At 54.2% G+C, this 20,480-nt stretch carries 13 protein-coding genes; 9 read left to right on the top strand and 4 right to left on the bottom strand.

The features are described 5' to 3' along the window. Positions 1-69 precede the first annotated feature (69 nt). From KJW29_RS22740 to KJW29_RS22725, 4 genes are all read left to right on the top strand, one after another. Positions 70-1,770: an extracellular solute-binding protein gene (locus KJW29_RS22740; protein ID WP_246608341.1), complete on the top strand. Its 1,701-nt coding sequence runs from the start codon at positions 70-72 to the stop codon at positions 1,768-1,770. A 95-nt stretch (positions 1,771-1,865) separates the two neighbouring features. Continuing rightward, positions 1,866-2,792 carry an ABC transporter permease gene (locus tag KJW29_RS22735; RefSeq protein ID WP_108994031.1) on the top strand — a complete coding sequence of 309 codons (927 nt, stop codon included), beginning with the start codon at positions 1,866-1,868 and terminating at the stop codon, positions 2,790-2,792. Positions 2,793-2,803: 11 nt separating this feature from the next. Next, positions 2,804-3,685: a carbohydrate ABC transporter permease gene (locus KJW29_RS22730; protein ID WP_214626316.1), complete on the top strand. Its 882-nt coding sequence runs from the start codon at positions 2,804-2,806 to the stop codon at positions 3,683-3,685. Between the two features lie 118 nt (positions 3,686-3,803). Further along, the gene (locus KJW29_RS22725) at positions 3,804-9,044 is read left to right on the top strand and encodes a beta-xylosidase family glycoside hydrolase (protein WP_214626315.1); all 5,241 of its coding nucleotides are present in this window, start codon (positions 3,804-3,806) and stop codon (positions 9,042-9,044) included. Between the two features lie 146 nt (positions 9,045-9,190). On the opposite strand, the gene KJW29_RS22720 is transcribed toward KJW29_RS22725, so the two are convergent. Next, complete coding sequence (locus KJW29_RS22720; RefSeq protein ID WP_214626314.1) at positions 9,191-10,024, bottom strand: helix-turn-helix domain-containing protein; 834 nt, start codon at positions 10,022-10,024, stop codon at positions 9,191-9,193. Between the two features lie 169 nt (positions 10,025-10,193). Here KJW29_RS22720 and KJW29_RS22715 point away from each other — a divergent pair, with 169 nt between their 5' ends. The 4 genes from KJW29_RS22715 (at position 10,194) to KJW29_RS22700 (ending at position 16,236) form a co-directional block, all read left to right on the top strand. Beyond that, positions 10,194-11,024, top strand: a complete 831-nt coding sequence (locus tag KJW29_RS22715; protein WP_214626313.1) for a phytanoyl-CoA dioxygenase family protein — start codon at positions 10,194-10,196, stop codon at positions 11,022-11,024. A gap of 201 nt (positions 11,025-11,225) precedes the next feature. Then, positions 11,226-12,014: a nucleotidyltransferase domain-containing protein gene (locus KJW29_RS22710; RefSeq protein ID WP_214626312.1), complete on the top strand. Its 789-nt coding sequence runs from the start codon at positions 11,226-11,228 to the stop codon at positions 12,012-12,014. Positions 12,015-13,468: 1,454 nt separating this feature from the next. Beyond that, entirely contained in the window at positions 13,469-14,893 is a 1,425-nt protein-coding gene (locus tag KJW29_RS22705; RefSeq protein WP_214626311.1) for an RtcB family protein, read from the top strand. Positions 14,894-14,919: 26 nt separating this feature from the next. After that, positions 14,920-16,236: an AAA family ATPase gene (locus tag KJW29_RS22700; protein ID WP_214631274.1), complete on the top strand. Its 1,317-nt coding sequence runs from the start codon at positions 14,920-14,922 to the stop codon at positions 16,234-16,236. A 296-nt stretch (positions 16,237-16,532) separates the two neighbouring features. Here KJW29_RS22700 and KJW29_RS22695 read toward each other — a convergent pair whose 3' ends face one another. Next, positions 16,533-17,420 (bottom strand): LysR family transcriptional regulator, encoded by an 888-nt coding sequence (locus KJW29_RS22695; RefSeq protein ID WP_214626310.1) that lies wholly within the window; start codon positions 17,418-17,420, stop codon positions 16,533-16,535. Between the two features lie 117 nt (positions 17,421-17,537). Between KJW29_RS22695 and aroC the strand changes: the two genes are divergently transcribed. Next, positions 17,538-18,593: a chorismate synthase gene (gene aroC, locus KJW29_RS22690; protein ID WP_214626309.1), complete on the top strand. Its 1,056-nt coding sequence runs from the start codon at positions 17,538-17,540 to the stop codon at positions 18,591-18,593. 397 nt (positions 18,594-18,990) lie between these two features. Here aroC and KJW29_RS22685 read toward each other — a convergent pair whose 3' ends face one another. Further along, positions 18,991-19,896, bottom strand: coding sequence for an IS3 family transposase (locus tag KJW29_RS22685; protein WP_281426281.1), 906 nt, complete (start codon positions 19,894-19,896; stop codon positions 18,991-18,993). Between the two features lie 23 nt (positions 19,897-19,919). After that, entirely contained in the window at positions 19,920-20,240 is a 321-nt protein-coding gene (locus KJW29_RS22680; RefSeq protein ID WP_214626307.1) for a helix-turn-helix domain-containing protein, read from the bottom strand. Between the last annotated feature and the right edge of the window lie 240 nt (positions 20,241-20,480).

Raw genomic sequence — 20,480 nt, 5'->3', positions numbered from 1 at the left:
GGCTACAATCGAATCCAGGACCACGCCGAGGGGCTGGGGTCAAATCTATCACAAAAGGGGTAACAGACAATGGCATACCAAATGGACAATCGGGAATCGTTCAACAAGCCGTATAGAAGGACTGGACGACGCGGTTCCAAGACGGCTATCGCGGCGCTGGTCGCGTTGGCGGTCGTCGCGACAGGCTGCAGCGGCAACGGGGGAGGGGCTGGCGGCACGGCTCCGTCTACCGCGCCGTCAGGCAAGCCTGCCGACTCTGTGGCGGCGCCTGAGGACGGCAAAATTGTATCATCTCCGCTGACGTTGTCCTACTTCGTCAAGCTGGCAGCGAATCGGCCGAGCGGGATGAACAGCCTGAACGACATGGAAGCTTACAAGGAGTTGGAGGAAAAGACAGGCATCCATATCGAATTCGAGCACCCGGCTGCCGGTCAGGAAGCGGATCAATTTAATCTGATGCTAAGCTCTGGCGATTACCCGGATGTGATCGAGTGGGGCTGGAACAGCTATCCGGGCGGCGGGCAGAACGCGCTTAACAGCGGAGCGATCATCCGGCTTAACGAGTTGATCGATGAACACGCGCCGAATCTCAAAAAGCTGTTAGACGAAAATCCGGAAATCCGCAAGCAGATTTCGACGGACAACGGCGATATCTATGCGTTCCCTTTCATTAGAAACGATCCATATTTGCAAACTTATTATGGTCTCGCACTGCGCAAAGACTGGCTCGAGAAGCTGAATTTGCAGGTGCCGACGACGATCGACGAATGGCATACGGTGCTGAAGGCGTTTAAGGAGCAGGACCCGAACGGTAACAACAAGGCCGACGAGCTGCCGCTGCTATTCGATAAAGGCACCATGAATTGGGGCAACGAAATTCTTAACGCTTATGGACTTCGCAACGACTTCTACCTTGATACGACAACAGGCAAGGTACAATACGGAGCCGTTCAGCCTCAGTTCAAGGATTTCCTGGCTACGTTGCAGTCGTGGTACAAGGAAGGGCTTATCGATCCCGATTATGCCGCGACGGACGCCAAGCAAAAAAATGCCAAGGTGACAGGCGATCTCGTAGGCGCTATGCAGGTGACGATCGGCGGCGGCATCGGCACGTATCTGAACGCGATGAAAGACAATCACGCAACCTTCGACCTTGTGGCGGCTCCGTATCCGACGCTGAACAAAGGCGACAAGCCGGCGCTCGGCCAGCAGGAACCGATATTTAACGGACTCGGCGCGGCTATCTCCAAGTCGAACGAGCATCCGGTCGAAACAGTCAAGTGGCTGGATTACAAATATGGCGATGCAGGTTCGATGTTGTTCAATTTCGGAATCGAGGGAGTCAGCTACACGATGGAGAACGGCTATCCGACTTATACGGACGAAGTAATGAAAAATAAAGAAGGGCTTGCCTTCGGCGTCGCTTTGACGAAATACGCCATTCCGTTCGGCGCGCCGATTGTGCAGGATAAGCGTTATATGGAGCAAAATGCCGCTCTTCCGCAACAGAAACACGCGCTGGAGGTGTGGACGCAGGCTGACAATAGCGGCTGGCTCCCGACCTTGTCGTTGACGACCGAGGAGGCGGCAAAGCTCGCTTCCATTATGGCCGACGTTAGAACGTTCAATGACGAGATGTTCGACAAATTTGTTATGGGAGCGGAGCCGATCGAGAACTTTGACGCCTTCGTTGACAAGTTGAACGGGATGGGCGCGCAGGAAGCGATTCAAATTCAGCAGGCTGCTTACGATCGTTATCTGAAACGATAAAGACAAGCGGCAAAGCGGTTGGAGAAGGAGATCTCCTTCTCCGACCAAAGCCGTATGAACGCTTAGACCAAGTTTTCACATGGGAGAATATTAATATGAAAACAAAAATGCCTGTCATGCGCAAATTATCCAAGGATCTTGTCCGCAACAAGTACGTGTACATGATGCTGTTGCCCGTCGTTGCCTATTACTTTATTTTTTCTTATTTGCCCATGTACGGCTTGCAGATCGCCTTCAAGGACTTCGTGCCGACGAAGGGCATCTGGCACAGCGACTGGGCGGGCTTTAAACATTTTGTTGCGTTTTACGACAGCTATTATTTCTGGCGCATTCTGCGCAATACGCTTCTGCTCAGCTTCTACGAGCTGGTCTTTGGTTTTCCGGCGCCGATCGTACTGGCGCTTCTCCTGAACGAGCTGAGGCGCAAGATGTTCAAGAACGTCGTGCAATCCATTACTTATCTGCCTCATTTTATCTCGGTTGTCGTCGTTGCCGGCATGATGGTCGATTTCCTTGCGAGCGACGGCATTATTAACCAGATTGTTGCCTGGTTCGGCGGAACTCCCCTCTCGTATCTGCTTCAGCCCGAGTGGTTCCGTACCATCTATGTCTCCTCCGGCATTTGGCAAGGCGTCGGCTGGGGCTCGATCATCTATCTGGCCGCTATCGCCGGTATTGACCCGTCCCTGTATGAAGCGGCGCGAGTCGACGGCGCCGGCCGTTTCCGCCAACTGTTGAATATTACGCTTCCGGGCATCATGCCGACGATTATGATCCTGTTGCTGCTGCGGTTCGGACATCTCATGTCGGGCGGAAGCTTCGAAAAAATATTGCTGCTCTACAAGCCGACGACCTACGAAACGGCCGATGTCATCTCGACCTTCGTATACCGGCGCGGGCTGCTGCAATTCGACTACGGCTTCTCGGCGGCGATCGGTTTGATGAACAATATCGTCAACTTTGCGCTCCTGCTGACGGCCAATGCTCTTAGCCGCCGGTTTAGCGAACATAAATTATGGTAAGGAGGGCCAGTATGCTCAATTCCCGATCGTTTGGCGAGCGGCTGTTTGACAGTCTGAACGCGCTTTTGATGATTGCGCTTATGGCCGTAACGCTGTACCCGTTTTTGTACGTGCTGTTTGCTTCGTTCAGCTCGCCGGCGGAGCTGATGCAGCATCGCGGCCTGTTGCTTGCACCCGAGGGTTTCAGCTTGCAAGCTTATAAGCTTGTACTGGCCGACCCGATGATTGCGTCGGGTTACTTTAACACGTTGTTTTATGTCATTATCGGCACGGCGATTAATATTTTATTGACTTCCTTCGCAGCGTACGGCCTATCGCGTCGGGGGACGCTGCTGGGTAATAAAGTGATGTTCGCCATCGTATTTACGATGTTTTTTTCCGGAGGACTGATCCCTCATTACCTCATAATTAAAAATTTGCATTTGTTCGACACGCGGTGGGTAATGATTCTTCCCACCGCGATCAGTACGTGGAATTTGCTTGTCATGCGGACCTCGTTTCAGCAGGTGCCAGTAGCGCTCGAGGAATCGGCCCGCATCGACGGAGCCAACGACTTTACCATCTTGTTCCGCATTTTTCTCCCGGTATCGTTGCCGATTTTGGCGGTCATGACGTTGTTCTACGGCGTGCAGCACTGGAACTCCTACCTGGATGCGATGATCTATTTGCGCGACCGCGAGCTGTATCCGCTACAGCTGATTTTGCAGGAGATTCTGATCGCCAACAGCACCGACCAGATGATGACGACAGTCAGCGACTTTGACAAGGGACTTGTGCAGGAAACGATCAAATACGCGACGATTATCGTCGCTACGGTGCCGATTTTGCTGTTGTACCCGTTTCTGCAACGTTATTTTGTGAAGGGAGTGATGCTGGGCGCGATCAAGGAGTAACGGCATAAGGCCACGGGGTAAGACCGCCGGAGCAGGATCGGCAAGACAGGAGCAAGACTAGCCTGAGCGGGTCCTGCGGCGGATAATGTCGGTTATTTATGGAGAGGAGTGTTTGTTGATGGGAACATGGGGGCGTCTATGTCAATGGGGCTGCAAGTTGGCGTTATGCGCAGCGCTTGCGATGCCTGCGGCGTACGCGGCTCCGGCCTTGACGGAGCGGGCCGGTGCATTCGAGGATACGGGCGCGATGAGCGACGAGGTGTTTTTCGGAGAGTGGGATGCCGGAGCGGGGAGTTGGTTGACGGAGGGCAAGCTGAATTATGGGCACTCTGCTGGGCTGTCCAATGTTGAAAGCGCTGTCAAATTAAGAGATTATACGTTGGCCAAGCAGGAGCTGCTGGACTATTATCGGGGCCGATCGGGACATGGCGCGTTTCCGCTGGCGACAACCGGTACGTTCCTCGCCGAGCTTGTGGCCGATAACATACTGACGGCGTATAGCGAATATGCGGAAAGCCAGTTCACCGTCGGATCGTCATTTGCGACGGTATCGGCGGATGTTACGGGCGGCGTGCGATCGGTAGCGACGGTCGGCGGCCGAGAGCTTAATTTGTATTTGATGGGACGGCATAAGGACGATGAACTGCTGGCGCAATTCTACAGCCGAGAACAAACATCGAACAAGCCTGTGCTGGAGCTTGTCGTCGACGGCTCGCCGCTTGCTCCGATCGTGGCGTCCAAGGATACGTATACGAGGCCGGGACAGACGGTAAAATACGGCACTTCGACGCTGTTGGAGGTGCAGGACAGCGGTTTGGCGGCAACGGCGCCGTTTGACAGCAATACGCGGAGAACGTTTCTGTCATTTGAGCTGCCAGTCATTTCGGGTACTGTAGATTCGGCTACGATCAAGCTGCACGGCAAATCGTCGGCGGGTACGATGGATATACTCGTGATCCGCACGGACGCGTCATGGGGAGAAGCCGTGCTGGATTGGCAGACGCAGGCGTCCAATACGTTCTCTTGGCAGGGCGTGCCGGACGGCCCCGACTGGCTGCAGCCGTCTAGCGGCGCGTTCAACGAATATTATTGGCTGATTAACCGATTCCAGTTTATCGGACCGCTAGCAGCCGCATATTCGAATTCGGTGGCGGACGGCACGCCCAATGAGTCGTTCGCCGGCCATACGATCCGGCTGATGCTTGACTACATCGGCTCGGACTTCGGTACGCTGCAGCCTCATAACTATACGCGCAGCCTGGACGTTTCTTTCCGAGGTATCGTCTGGCCGAGGCTGCTGGATATACTGTGGGCTTCCCCTTCGCTTGACGCGGAGGCGCTTGCGGCCATTCTAAAAAATTTGTGGCAGACGGCGGATTGGCTGGCTTACGATCCAGCAGGTTTTACAGGTTTCAACTGGGCAGTCAACGAGTCGAAGGGGCTGTACGCAACAGCCGCTTACTTGCCCGAGTTCGCGGACGCTTCGGGCTGGCGCAGCGTGGCCGAGAGACGGCTGGAGGGACTGCTGTCCACGCTGATGACGCTGGACGGCGGTTATGCCGAGCCCTCATACAACTACTCCTGGGTGTCGCTTGCTTCCTTCTACGACATCAAACGGATATCCGATCTAAACGGTGCGCAGATCTCCCCGTCGTTCCGCACGGGTATTCTGAAGCTGGCGCGTTATCTGATGGATATGACGCTGCCGAATGGTTACGATCCTGTCTATGGAGACGGCCATTATTCCAATTTCTCCGCGACGCTTAAGATGATCGGCAACGACCTTGGGGATCCCGAGCTGATCTATGCGGGCAGCGTCGGAGATCCGATACGGGAAGGCACGGAGCCAGAGCATACAAGCGCCTATTATCCGGACAACAAGTCGGTCATGCTGCGCTCCGGGTGGCAGCCTGACGACCGTTATCTGTTGTTCACCAACAGCGCCGGGCCACATGGTCACGCCGATCAGAATGCGGTCATTGCGTACGCCTACGGCAAGGTGCTGCTGACGGACACGGGCGTCAATTCCTATCTCAGCAGCAATCCGGTATCTGCCTGGCAATTCAACAACACGGAGTCGCATAACACGGTTCGAATCAATGGATTGCTGCAGTCCAAATATCATAATATATCGGGCGTCAATAAGGATACGATTGACCGTTTTTCAACCAATGGTTACTTCGACTACGCCGAAGGAACGACCTATTCGACGCCGGGCTTTGCACATACGCGCAGCGTTCTGTTCTTGCGTCCAAACTACTGGATCGTCTCCGATTATGTGACGGGCGGCGATGGCGGAGCCAACGCAATTGAGCAGAACTGGCATTTCCTCCCCGGAGCCAACCCGGTTATTAATCCGACGACCAAAGCGATCCAAACGCAATATATCGGCGAGCCGAATATCCAACTGGTACCGGCTGATCCCGGCACGTTAACGGTGGCTGAACTGCGCGACGGCTATTATGATCGTACGGATACCTATAATGCGAAGTTTGGCAAATATAGTAAAACGTCGACTGGCGACGTCTCGTTCGATACGGTGCTGATGCCAACCGATACGGGGGAATCGAGAGACGTGCAAGTGACACGGCTGGCCATGACGCCGTCCGTCGCTCCGACGAAGGCAAGTGCGTTGCGCATCGAGCTGGATGCCGGCGCAGGCGGGAACACAGCCTATTATTATTTGTCGCATGAGCCGGGGGCGAATCAGGAGCGGCAATACGGCGACTATAGTTATGACGGCAAAATGGCATACGTTGAGGAGACGGCGGGGGGTGAGCTGGCGGGAGCGGCCATCGCCGGAGGTGCCACGCTGAAGCAGGATGGCCAACCGCTAATCCAATCGGAGGAGCCCGTGGGCGATTTGGCCCTGCGCTGGACGGACTCCGGCACGGCGCTGGAGATCGACGGCGGCAGTCTTGTGCTCGACAGCAGCCCGACGACGGCGATCGCGATTTATGCGCCGAACGCCTCCGCAGTTAAGGTCAACGGCATGACGGTCAGCTATATGCGCCAAGGCGACTATGTGTACGCGGTGCGTGCAGCGACTGTGGAGACGACCGCGGAGCGCGAATTCACCGATCGGCAAGGGGCGGGCGGCTGGTCTTACATGAAGGACTCAGGCAGCGGAGCGACGCCACTCGTTTGGTCGCAAAGCGGCAACGGCGCCGGCACGGGCGGCAGTGATTCGTTCTCTGCGACTTCGCTAGACGACCAGTGGGCGTGGGCCGGGACGCCGACGGCGAGTTGGTCGCTCAACGCTGCGCCGGGCAAGCTGCGGATCGTGACGGAGTCTGGCGATACATGGGGCGGCAGCAATAATCAAAAAAATATTTTGCTGCAACAGCCGCTTTATCCCGATTATGTGGCGGAGACGAAGGTTTCGTTCGCCAATACGTCCAATTATCAGGCTGCCGGCTTGATTCTGTATGTGGATGACGACAACTACATCAAGCTGGACCGGGCATTCAACAGCGCGAACGGCGGAAAAATAATTCGGCTCGTCCGTGAGTACCGTACGAATCCGCTGACGGAATTCCGCGACGGGGGACTGTATGTCGCAGACACGTTCGGTACGGGCGATGTCTACTTCCGTTTGCGAAAGAAGGGAGATGTTATCAGCGCGTATTACAGTGGCGACGGCACGACGTGGGCAAAGATCGGCGGAAATCTGCACATTCCGCTAAAGGCGCCGCGAATCGGACTTCACGCGATGAATACAAATGCATCGCTGACGGCGGCGGCCGACTTTGACTACTTTAACGTAACGCAGCTATTGCCGGACAACTGGAGCGGGAACGGCGGCGATCCGGTCGTTGCAAAAGATTATACGCAGCCGGGACAAACTGCGGATGCTGTGCGACAGTGGGAGGCGCCTGCGGCGGGAACGTTGACGATCGATGCGGCGATGTCCAGCCACTCGGCCTATACGGGCGGAGACGGCTTCCGCGTGAAGGTGACAAGGAACGGAGCGTCCGTATGGCCATCGAGCGGCTGGCAGGAGGTGGCTCCGGGCGATACGGCAGGCTACAGTATCGTCGAGACGATCAACGTGGCCAAAGGCGATAAAATCGCGTTTGTCACCAGCAGCGGCGCTGCTGGCGATGCCGCCTATGATGCCGCCGACTGGAGCATTCGTCTGATGCTTGCGCCGGGCTTCACCGCGTGGCCGAGCCGGTTCGCGGACAGCGGCGAAGCGTCCGACTGGGTGCCGCTGACCGCCGGCCGCTGGACGGTCGCTCCCGGAGGGGGCGCGGGCGGCAACGCCTATACGCTGACAGCGACGGGCTACGCCGCGCAGAGCGGAGGACGTCCCGGCGAATATGCCCTGAGGACGGATGAGTCGGCACAGCGGTACCGGCTGACGCTCAAGGCGAAGCTCGGGGATGACGTTGCAACGCAACCGAACGCGAGCGCAGTCGTACTGTTTGATTATCTGGATGCGGACAACTATTATTTTGCCCGCTTGGACAACGCTGCTGCGGAGGTCAGGCTTTACAAAGTGAAGGAAGGAGTCGCAACGCCGCTGGCAGGATCAGATTCGACGGATTGGCTGAACGACAACCATTTCCACGCCGTATCGTTATACCGTGACGGTCGAACGGGAGAAATCGAGGTCCGTCTCGATGATAAAGCCATTCTTCGCGCATGGGACCGGGAGTTCCGAGGAGGGCAGTTCGGTGTCGGATCGATGGAAGGCAGCGCGGCGTTCGACGATGTGACGCTGGTCAATCTGGCGGATCGCACGGATTCGTTCGAGGGGGCGACGATGCATCCCGACTGGCAATGGGTACGCGAGGAGCCGGACTACTGGAGCCTGTCAGCCGTCCCTGGCAAGCTGCGGATAACGGCGGTCACGCAATCCGATATTTGGAAAACAAGCAATACGCAGACGAATCTGTTAGGCAAGACTTCGCCTTACGAGGATTTCGCGTTGACAACGGAGATTGCTTACGGTCCGCTTGCCAATTACCAGAGCGCGGGATTGCTGGCTTATGTGGATGACAACCATTATGTCAAGGTGGAGCGGGTCTATAACTCGGCGCATGGCGGCGCTGTATTCCGGATCGTGCGAGAGAATGGCGAGTTGAATGCGGTGACGCTGACGGCTCCGGATACGCTCGGCTCGGCTCCGGTTCATCTAAAGCTGGTCAAGCAAGGAGCCAACTTCACAGGCTACTATAGCGTTGACGGGGCGACCTGGACCCAGATTGGCAGCTCGGCGCTGACGTATGCGGTCAGTGGTCCGATGCGGGTAGGACTACACGCGCAGCGCAGCGCCGGAGCTGCGCCTGTACCGGCGGACTTCTCTTACTTCCGGCTGGCTCCTGCTGTTGAAGGAGATCGGCTATCACTATAGCAATGAGACGAACGGTCCTGCGATGACGATGATCAGCAAATCACGAATTAGGTAATTAATCGCTAATTGAAGGTGGAGAAAGTGGAGTGTCCTGTCGATCAGGACGCTCCATTTGTCGTTAGTCGGCACGTTGTTTCTAAATCAAATTAATGCCTGCTGCTATCCGATTCTATCCTCATTTTCCGGTATGTACGGGGAGAAAAGCCATAACGTTGCTTGAACATCTTCGAGAAGTGGAATTCATCATAAAAGTTTAGCGCCAAGGCAATTTCCTTGGAGGACAGATTCGTTGTCTCCAATGATGCTTTTGCCGAGGCTAGCTTAAGGTCGAGCATATACTGAGCCGGAGATTGTCCCGTCATTCCGCGGAATCGCGAAAAAAAAGTCGTTCTGGTTAAGCCGCTTTCCGCAATGTAATCCTGGACACGGAACGGCTTATCGATGTTCTGGTGCATCTGATAAAGAACGGTATCGAGTTCGGGATCGCGAGTCGTGTTTGTGATAGATTTTTCTCGGGCGAACAGAAGGAGCAATTCTTGAAGGAGAATGTTGACTGAATATACATAACCTACAGGCTTAACGATGAGAGCTTCGATTATGTTCTCGCAGAGTTTAACACTATCTGCAACTTTGGTGCTTGTCGTCACATGTCCAATAGCAAGCTCAAGCTCCTTAATCATATCCATTCCGACAAAGTCTATGAAATAAAATTTCCAATTGCCGTCTATGCAGCAATAAGAGCATGGCATATCCGCGTCAACGATAAAAAAAGTACCAGCATGCAATAGCTTTTTTTCGCCATTTAACGTTAGACTGCCAGCACCTTCTATTGTTACGAATAGACCGGGTTCGGAAAAACCATTTTGTTTCGCGACTTGATACGATTCGTTCGCTTGCACCTTCCAGATGGAATGGAAACGGCAAAGTAGTCGACTATCGCTTGGGGCTAATACGTATGGAATGTTCATGATTTTAGGCATAACGCTTCGATCCTCCGGTTTGGTCAATTATACATAAATACTGCTTATGATTATTATATTCCGATATAATTATGTACTATTTTACATGTATTGAATACGTTTCTCCATGGCTTCGCGTATGCGGAATAATTATACTTTGGTCATAAATAACAAGGGAGAGTGTTACGTTATGATGGTCAAAGTCGGCAGCAGAGAGCTTGAATTAGGGGGCCCGCATCTTACTGAACTGAGAAGCTCGAACGATTTGCTTCACGATATCGATGCCCTAAGAAACAGAATGCAAGAAGACGGTTACCTCTTGCTTAGAGGTTTCCATGACCGGGAACAAGTTATGAAAGCACGTCAACGCATTCTGGAGAAAATGGACCGGATGGGCAAACTGGAACGGGATACATTGCTGGAAGACGGGGTAATGGCGGACGGTAGCAAAACGATATTTTTCGGCGGGACAAACGAGGATCTTCCGGAGCTGCTTAGCGTACTTAACGGCGATCATGTAATGCGATTCTTCGATGAGCTGCTTGGTGATCAATCGATGACCTACCACTATAAATGGTTGCGCGCGGTCGGGAAAGGCGATTATACCGGTGCCCATTACGATATCGTATATATGGGAAGAGGGACACACAACTTGTTCACCGTCTGGTCTCCGCTCGGCGATATCAACTATGCCATGGGAGGGCTCGCGATTTGCCTTGACTCTCACAATTTCGAAGAGCTTAAACGTTCCTACGGCTCCAAGGACTCGGACAGGGACAATATCGGGTTTGGACACTATACAGACGATCCTCTTGTCGTCACAGAAAAATTCGGGGGCAAATGGGCGACAACAGAATATAAAGCCGGAGACGTATTAATTTTCGGAATGTTCCTTATGCATTGTTCACTGGAAAATACGACTAATCAATACCGGCTAAGCGTCGACACGAGATACCAGTCCGTTAACGAGAAAGTAGACGAGCGTTGGAGCGGTAAAAAACCTCGCGGGCATCACAAATAAAGCATTTCCAAACAGCGCTTGAGTACTCAGCCTGCAGATCAAGAGATTTGCAGGTTTTTTGTTGTTGGAATGGGCTGCCGAATGAGATGTCGCCATATTTCCGCCATGTTCATCTAGTCGGTTTTAGAAGAAAATGGAGGAAGCCGAGTAACCGGAGTAACTGGAAAGGGCAAAGGCAAGGGCAAGGGAGGGGCGGCAAACATGACCAAGATCAAAAAGGAAGTCATTCAAGAAGAGCTGAAACGATTGGAGCTTGAGGAGAACGTCCGCATTCTCTATGCCTGCGAATCGGGGAGCCGGGCGTGGGGATTTCCGTCCAAGGATAGCGATTACGATGTCCGATTTATCTATATAAGGCCGGTGGAATGGTATTTATCCGTCTTCGAACATCGCGATGTGATCGAGCGGCCAATCAACGACATGCTGGACATTAGCGGATGGGATCTGCGCAAGGCGCTCGGATTGCTGCGAAAGTCCAATCCTCCGCTGCTGGAGTGGCTGCAGTCGCCTATCAAGTATGGCGAATATTATAGCTCGGCAGAGCGGATACGGCGTCTGGCGTCCAAAGCCTTTTCACCCAAGTCGTGCATGTTCCATTACTTGAATATGGCAAGAGGCAACTTCCGCGAATATTTGCAAGGCGCCGTCGTTCGCATCAAAAAATATTTTTACGTGCTGCGGCCGGTGCTGGCCTGCGAGTGGATTGACAAATTCGGAGAGATGCCGCCTCTGGAATTCCATCGGCTGGTGGAGGAGCTCGTGCCGGAGGGAAGCGAGCTACATGCCGTTATTCAGGAGCTTCTCGCTCGTAAGATGTGCGGCGAAGAACTGGACCGCGAACCTCGTATCGATGTCCTTCATGACTATTTGGATTCGAGGCTCATCATGCTGGAGGAGATGGCCCGAGCCGCCGATTCGTCTGCTGACCCGATACGGATGGAACGGTTGGATGAGGTTTTTCGCGATACGCTGGCCGAGGCGTGGAGGTAAAGTTCGGTACTAAACCGTTTATTCCTTTGAACTTGAACCTCGGCAGGGGTAAGATGGATTTACTATATGGAGAAGGGAGGCCGATGGCCGTGATCGATACGACGACAAAACGCAAGCAAGCTGCGGTACAATATCATACGCTTATTGTCCTTCGGCCTCTACGGGCCTGATCTGAGAAAGAATTCGCGACAGTTGCCTCCCTTGCAGAGCGGAGCGGTGAAGCGTTTGTCTTGTTGCACAGTTCAACCGTGAGCCCTCGGGCTTGCGGTTTTTTTCTTGGGGGAGCCTGCCGGACTCGCAGGGTGGGAATGAGTGTGAAATCACTGCGCCAGAACTCCCGCAGAACTCTAACGGGATTCAGCCCCATGACAGTAACGTATGAAGAAAACAAGGCGGGCATGCGCGCATGCATAGGTGCTGGGACTAGAACCAACACCAGCACCAGTACCAACACTAGCACCAACACTAGCACCAACACTAGCACCAACACTAGCACCAACACTAGCACCAACACTAGCACCAACACTAGCACCAACACTAGCACCAACACTAGCACCAACACTAGCACCAACACTAGCACCAACACTAGCACCAACACTAGCACCAACACTAGCACCAACACTAGCACCAACACTAGCACCAACACTAGCACCAACACTAGCACCAACACTAGCACCAACACTAGCACCAACACTAGCACCAACACTAGCACCAACACTAGCACCAACACTAGCACCAACACTAGCACCAACACCAACACTAGCACCAACACCAACACTAGCACCAACACCAACACTAGCACCAACACTAGCACCAACACCAACACTAGCACCAACACTAGCACCAACACCAACACTAGCACCAGAACCGGCACCAGCACCAGCACCAGCACAGCACCAGAACCAGTACCAGAAAACTAGAACCAGCACTAGCATCAGTACCAGCGCCGGCACCAGCACCAGCACTAGCACTAGCACTAGCATCAGTACCAATACCAGCGCCGGCACTAGCACCAGAACTAGGGGGAGAATGCGATAGACGCTGCATACCATCCCGTTGACGTACATTTGGATGTCGTAAGCACGAATAGAGGGAAAAGCTCCTTCTACTCTCGCGCGAAACCATGGATTTGGGACAATAGCTGGAAAATCTCCCTCTAATTATCGTGAAATCGGCCGGAGGACTCGTAATTACGCAATATTGAGGGAACATTTCCCTTTAATTTGATGCAGAGACCCGAGAGGATCGAAATAGAGGGAGTTTTTCCCTTTGTTTAGTCGCCGACCTAAAAGCCGGATACCGTGCCACTAGCGCAATTATTCCTTTAATTTGTGTTTGTAAGTCGGCCTAGCCGAATCTAAAAGCCGGATACCGCGCCCCTGGTGCAAAGCAGGTCGGCGCCGCCGATCAATTACACGTCAAGAAACCAATGAAAAATAAAGGAGTACCAACATATGAGCACACAACAAACTTATTACAGACGAGTGGATCTGCCCGCCGGGGATCTGCATGTCTACGCCAGCGACCCGCTGTTCCACGGAATGGGGCACAAGGTCCTCGAGATGGCGAACAACAATTTGCAAATCCCGAATATCCGCTTCATGAGCTACACGCCGGACGCCCATGTCGGCGTCGGGACCTGCATCGGGACGACGGCGGTATGGGGGATGGAGAACGGATTCGTCTCGCCTTCCATCGTGGGCAGCGACATCGGCTGCGGCATGCGCGTCCACCTGACGAACATTCGCGAGGAAGAGCTTCGCGACGTTCGGCTGAGGCGCAAGCTGGTAAAAGCGATCGAACGGCTCATCCCGGTGGAGAACCACGCGAGGGGCTTCTTCTCCGATATCCGGCTGGAGCATGTGCTGCGCAAAGGGCTGCACGGTCTCCCGGGCAAATACGTGCCGGATGCCTACACGCCCAAGAAAGCGACTTCGCTTACACATGTCGAGAGCAGCGGCTTCCGCTTCGACGAAGCCGAGCTCGATCGGCTGCCGGAGCATGTGTGGCATCGCGCCCATAGACAGCTGGGAACGCTGGGCGGCGGCAACCATTTTGTGGAGATTCAATCTCTTCGCATCCATGAAGACAACCGCGATATTGCAAACCGCTGGGGGCTTGAGGACGGCATGGTCGTCGTCATGATCCACTCCGGCTCCCGGGCATGGGGCGGCTCCGTCAACCAGTATTGCGGCTCCGAGGTCGCGAAGACGATGAGCCGCGCGGGACTCGGAACGGCAGACCCGAAGCTGCAGTTCGCGCCGCTGGAGAGCGGGGCCGGGTACGCGTACGTAAACCTGATGTATTCCGCGCTTAACTTCGCCATTGTAAATCGCCATCTCATGGCTTTCGCGGTTCGCGAGGCATTTAAGGAAACGCTGGGCAAGGCTGCCGAGCTTCGCACGTTATACGATCTGATGCATAACTACGCCTGCGAGGAGGGGGAAGGGGAGTCCGCCTACTTCGTCCACCGCAAAGGAGCGACCAAGTCGCTGCCCGCAGGCCATCCCGGCAACCCCGCGCCGTATTTGGAGACGGGCCATCCCGCCCTTATCCCGGGTTCCATGGGGACGGCCTCCTATCTGATGGTCGGTGCCCCTGGCGGCGAGGCCAACTACCATTCTATCTGCCATGGAGCAGGCAGAATACGGTCGCGCAACGCGACGAAGCAGCTGGTCACGGTCGACGAATTCGCACGTTCCATGCGCATCGGCGAAGAGGACGAGATCGTGGTGAACCATCGCGGGCTGGAGGCTATTCTGGACGAATCCCCGCAAGCGTACAAGGACGTTGATGAAATCGTGGACAGCGTAGTCGGAGCGGGTCTGGCATCCGTTGTCGCGAAATGCCGCCCCATGGCGACGATTAAAGGCATTTAACAAAAAGGTGATGAACAATGAACAAGATGAACATCGTATTCAAAAACGAACAGAAACCCGAAACGCCATTCATCGTGCGGTCCGCGGATGCCAAAGATAGAGGCGCGGCTATCGGCGGGAGGCATAACTACTTCAACTATGTGGCCATGATGGAGCGGATCATGGTCAATCTGACGGAACGTTGGGATGCAGAACCCAAGCTCTATTACCAGGATGAGAACAACGACGTCTGGGATGCGCTCTGCGAGGACATCCGCAGCGGCTACGAAGGGCTTCGGCATGTTGCCAGTTTGTACGATCTGGTAGAGACGAGCCAATTCCAGTTCGAGTCGGAGCCGGACCGGCGGCTGTCGGGCTACGAGATTCGTCCGTCCGCTCGCAACAACCTTTTCGTTTATGACAAGTTCCGTGTGGCCTTCGCTCGCATTCCGAGAGAGACGCAGTACGGGCTTGGCAACGAGGATATTATTTTCGCGGAGCATGATGAGGGGCTTGGAGCGTTCCTCGCCGATATGCGCAAGCGCCAGCTGGAGTGCAGGAAGCTGATCTTGTTTAGCGATACGCGCGACGGGTTGGAGCAGGAGCGGATGAACCCCAAGGGCGAGGTGACGCGCGACGACGTATTTATGGAGGAGTCGCTCAAGACGCAAATTTACCGTTCGGTGGACGAGTTTTTCAGTAATGAGGGACTGTTCTTCCAAGAGTATGGCATTCCGTATAAAAGGGGCATTTTGCTCTACGGCAAACCCGGCAACGGCAAAACGACGCTCGTCCGTTCGATCTCGGCTACCGTCGACGCGCCTGTCGCGTATTGGCAAATTACGGAGTATACGAACAGCGAGTCCATCGCCGAAGTGTTCGCGGCCGCGGCCCGCATGGCTCCGATGGTGCTCGTCATCGAGGATCTGGACTCCATGCCGGAGTCCTGCCGATCGTATTTCCTGAACACGCTGGACGGCGCCGCTTCCAAGGAAGGCGTCTTCCTGATTGGAACCACCAACTACCCGGAGAAGATTGATCCCGCTCTTATGAACCGGGCAGGTCGCTTCGACCGGGCATACGAGGTGAAGCTGCCGGACGAACGACTGCGTCTTGCCTATCTGACGCGCAAAGGCCTGGGCAGATTCGCCGCCGAGGACCAGATCGCCGATATCGCCCGCCGCACGGAGGGTTTTACTTTCGCGCAGCTTGGCGAGCTCTACGTATCCGCAGCCCTGCAACGCCAGTACGAAGGGGAAGCGGATCTGGAACGGCTGGTCGAGGAGATGAAGTCGGATTACGCCAAGAGCCGCAGCGGCGACTGGATGGTCGCTGACAAATCCCGCTCGATGGGATTTTTGTAAACTTCGAAAAGCCGGCCTCCATGCCAGGCTGTGTTGTCTGCCAGGAATGCGAGGCTCACTGGGCTGCTGCGGAAGACGCTACTGCCAACCTCCATGCCGGGCCGAGTTGTCTCCCAGGAACGCGAGAAGCGCTGGCTGCTGCGGAAGACGCTACTGCCAGCCTCCATGCCTGGCCGAGTTGTCTCCCAGGAACGCAAGAAGCGCTAGTCTTCTGCGGAAGACGCTACTGCCTGCGTCCATGCCGGGCAGAGCTGTCTCAGCGGAACTCTAGTCTCACTGGAACGCTACGGAAGACGCTACTGCTGTGCTTGCAGCAGGTCCCGGAAAGACTCCGCCGCGATGGAGAGGGGGGCCTGCTTTCTGGCGGCAATGCCAATCTGCCGATCCGGCAGCGGCACCTCCGTGCGAAGCTCCAGGAGCGATCTCCGGGAGATGCCGGAGGCGATGAAGGCCCGTGGCAGGAACGTTACGCCATATCCCCGTTCCGCGAACTCGGCCAGCATGTCCAAGCTGCTTAATTCGAAATCGGCTTTGGCCTCCATGCCTTGTGATTGGAACCAGCGTTCAACGTATTTGCGCGTTGAGCTTCCGGAGGAAAGCAACAATAGAGGAAGCTTAGTAAGTTGTTCCGCCGATAAAGGCCGGTCCGCATATTCCTCGAAGGCCGTTCCTGCCACGACGCAGTATGGGGAGATGCGCGATGCGACGATCTCGATCTCGTCGTCCGAGACCGGAAGATGAACGAAGCCGAGATCCAGCTCTCCTTTCTTTAGCCGATCGACAATACTGCTGGATTGATCCTGGATAAGCTGGATGTGAATATCCGGATAACGGTCTTGGAACGCATCCAGCGCCGGGAGCACGCTATCCCGAATAATGGCTCCGTTCGCGCCAATGCGCACGATCCCTTCATGCAATTGACGGAGATTGTTCATATGCCGCTCGGCGGCTCCCAGCTCCTCGAAGGCCAGTCGAACATGCCGATACAGCACCTTGCCCTCCTCGGTCAACTGTACGCCTTTAGGCAATCGATTAAACAGGGCAACGCCTAGCGTTTCTTCCAATTGCTTGATCGCGTAGCTGACGGAAGGCTGCGTCATATGAAGCTGCTGGGCGGCTTTGGTTAAATTCGAGGCTTCGGCGGCATACAGAAAGATGCGATACCACTCCGTATGAGACACCATTGACATCAACCCTCTCTATGACAGGATTCAAATATTGTAATTTCATTTATTCCAAGTATACCTCTAAAATGAAGAAGAGAACACTCGGACGATGAAAAAAAGAGGGAGGCTTGCGTTATGGCGGGCAGCACATTCGGGGAACGATTGAAGATGACGACATTTGGTGAATCGCACGGACTGGAGGTGGGGGTCATCGTAGACGGCGTCACGCCTGGGGTCGAGCTGGACGAGGCCTATATTCAGGTGCAGATGGACCGCAGAAGGCCCGGCCAATCCTCCGTAACGACGCCTCGGAAGGAATATGACAAAATTCGGATCGTATCGGGCATATTCGAAGGGCGTACGACGGGCACGCCGCTATGCATCATCCTGAACAATACGGATATGAAGCCATCGGCATACGATGACATTAAGTCGTTGTACAGACCGGGGCATGCGGATTACACGTACGATCAGAAGTACGGCATTCGGGATTACCGGGGCAGCGGAAGGGCTTCGGGCAGGGAGACGGCAGCCCGCGTGGCGGCAGGCGCCGTGGCGCGCAAGCTGCTGGAGAAGCGGAACGTATCCGTTCTCGCCTATACGAAGGAGATCGGCGGCATCCGCTGCGAAACGTTCGATCCCGATGCGATCGAGCGGAATGCGGTGCGGGCATGCGATCCCGTGGCGGCAGAGCGCATGATTAAACACATCGAAGAATTGGCTCTGGAGGGCGACAGCTGCGGAGGCATCGTCGAATGCAGAATCAGCGGCGTGGCGGCAGGACTTGGAGAGCCGGTATTCGACAAGCTGGACGCGGAGCTCGCTAAGGCGATGCTGTCGATCGGCGCCATCAAAGGCATCGAGTTCGGGACGGGATTCCAGGCGGCCACTATGCGGGGCAGCCAGCATAACGACGAGATGGGCGCGGACGGCTTCAAAACGAACCATGCCGGCGGCATCATCGGCGGCATCAGTACGGGTGCGGACATCGTGTTCCGCGTTGTCGTCAAGCCCACCTCTTCCATCTCCAAGCCCCAGATGACGGTGGATGTGGAAGGAAACGAGAAGCCGATCACGACGATCGGCAGACATGATCCCAGCATTTGCCCTCGTGTTGTACCGGTTATCGAGGCGATGGTATGCATGGTTATCGAGGACCATTATAAGCGGCAGGCCGCTTTGCTGGATTAATTTGTTGCTGAACGGATTTGTGCCTGGGACTTAGCGTCTAGCGCCTCGTGCTTGGTGACTCGAGAGTCTAATACCTAGCGTCTAGCGTTTTGCGCTTCATACCTCGCAGCTCGAGTCTAGCGCCTTGCACCTCGTGCTTGTGCACGCCCTGCTCCTCACGCCTTGCGTTGCCTAACGGCAGCCGGGGCGTTTTTTGGCTGCAACGAAAAAGGCTTTTTGGTCAAAACTATCGGTACGATAACGCGATTAGTGATAACAATTGTACGAAAATACACAAATATAGCCCAGTATGAATGATAATTTCATAAATTTGTGCAAAAACGGCTAGGCCCCCTAATTCCGGAGTCTTGTCCACCAAAAATGCTGTTTTCGTAGAGTCTCTCTCTTTTTCATGTCTTTACATTGCTTTATGGAATGCAGAAGTATCCTCTAACGTCTGCACCCACTCTGAAAAAACGGCAGGAGGCATCCTCTTTAAGCTACCATGCATCCTGCGGTTATTATAGAAGTCCATGTAAGTATCGAGTGCTTCATAAGCTTCATGAAAGGTCGTAAATTCTCTTTGCCTCAACAAATTGCGCTCCAGAATGCTATGGAATGACTCGATGTAGGCATTCATATCTGGTGTGCGAGGTGGAATTCGCTCATGCTCAACCTCGAGGCACTCACACATGTCCCCGAATAGCTGGCTGACGAATTGCGGACCATTGTCGGTACGAATAACAGGCATGGCCTCTCCTAGTCTTACACGATCCTGTAAGGCATAACAAAGGGTCTGAACGGCATGCTTGGACTCGCACACGGGTCCTCGGTATTGTTTGACGACGACACGATCAAACACATCGATGATGCTGAGAATGAAAAAGAAACGGTTTAGCTTTGTAACGTAACCATACTTAATATCCATTTGCCACAGCTGGTTAACGCCCGTCACGACGCGGTTTTTGGGTAGCCTCCGTGGATGCGTATGTACACGCTGGCGCGGCTTTTGAAGGATACCTAGCTCGGTACACAGGCGGTATGACTTCTTCTTGTCCAGTCTCACGTTGTGCTGATCACGGATGCATTGTGCTAAAAGCTTGTAGCCATAGACAGTCTCTTCGCCCTCAATGAGTTCGAGGAGCCATTCCTTGATTTGCTCGTCGCTTACAGACTCGCCGTCAAACGTATAGGAGTAACCAGGTACAGGACGGCCTGGTCGGCCTGCCGCGGGGCTCGTAGATGGAGTGGTTACTCTTCTCTTTCGGTCGTAATAAGTAGATTCTGAAATGCCCAGAATACGCAGAACTGTGGCCACTGGCACTCCCCGCTTAATAAATGGCTCTGCTACTTCAATTTTTTCAGATAAGCGGGGTCTCTCTTTTTTAGCAACTCACGCAGCATTTCGATTTCGAGCTCTTTTTCGCCAATCATTTTGACGGCTTTCTCAAACTGCTGTTCAACATCCTGCAATCTCTGTAATTCTTGCAAATGTTCATCGGCAACGGGAATCTCCTCGACGGGTATGGTATCCCGAAGATCCCGTATCCAGTTTCGTATCGTTTCAGGATGTAGGTCGTACATACGCGCTAAAACCCCGACCTTAACACCAGCCATCGCTTCTTTAACTACTTTAATCTGTGCGTCCCTGTTCATTCTTTTCCCCACACCGAATCACTCCCTTATCTCAATATTAAATTATTGGGTGGGAGGACTCCAGTTTAATTAGGGGGCCTAGGAGAAAATACATAAATTTCGGTCTTAATGACTTCAAAGAAACGATGTAGATCGAGGATTCGTGTATATTCGTACAAATTGCGACCCGGGGGCGGTAATGATCAGAGAAATTGAGTAAAAATGCACAATTAATGGTGAGGGTACCCGGAGTTCAGGTCATACCCGGTGTTC

Origin of the sequence: Paenibacillus agaridevorans, assembly GCF_018604145.1 — a bacterium.
GTDB classification, from domain to species: domain Bacteria; phylum Bacillota; class Bacilli; order Paenibacillales; family Paenibacillaceae; genus Pristimantibacillus; species Pristimantibacillus agaridevorans.
This window is presented reverse-complemented; position numbering and strand designations above follow the sequence as displayed.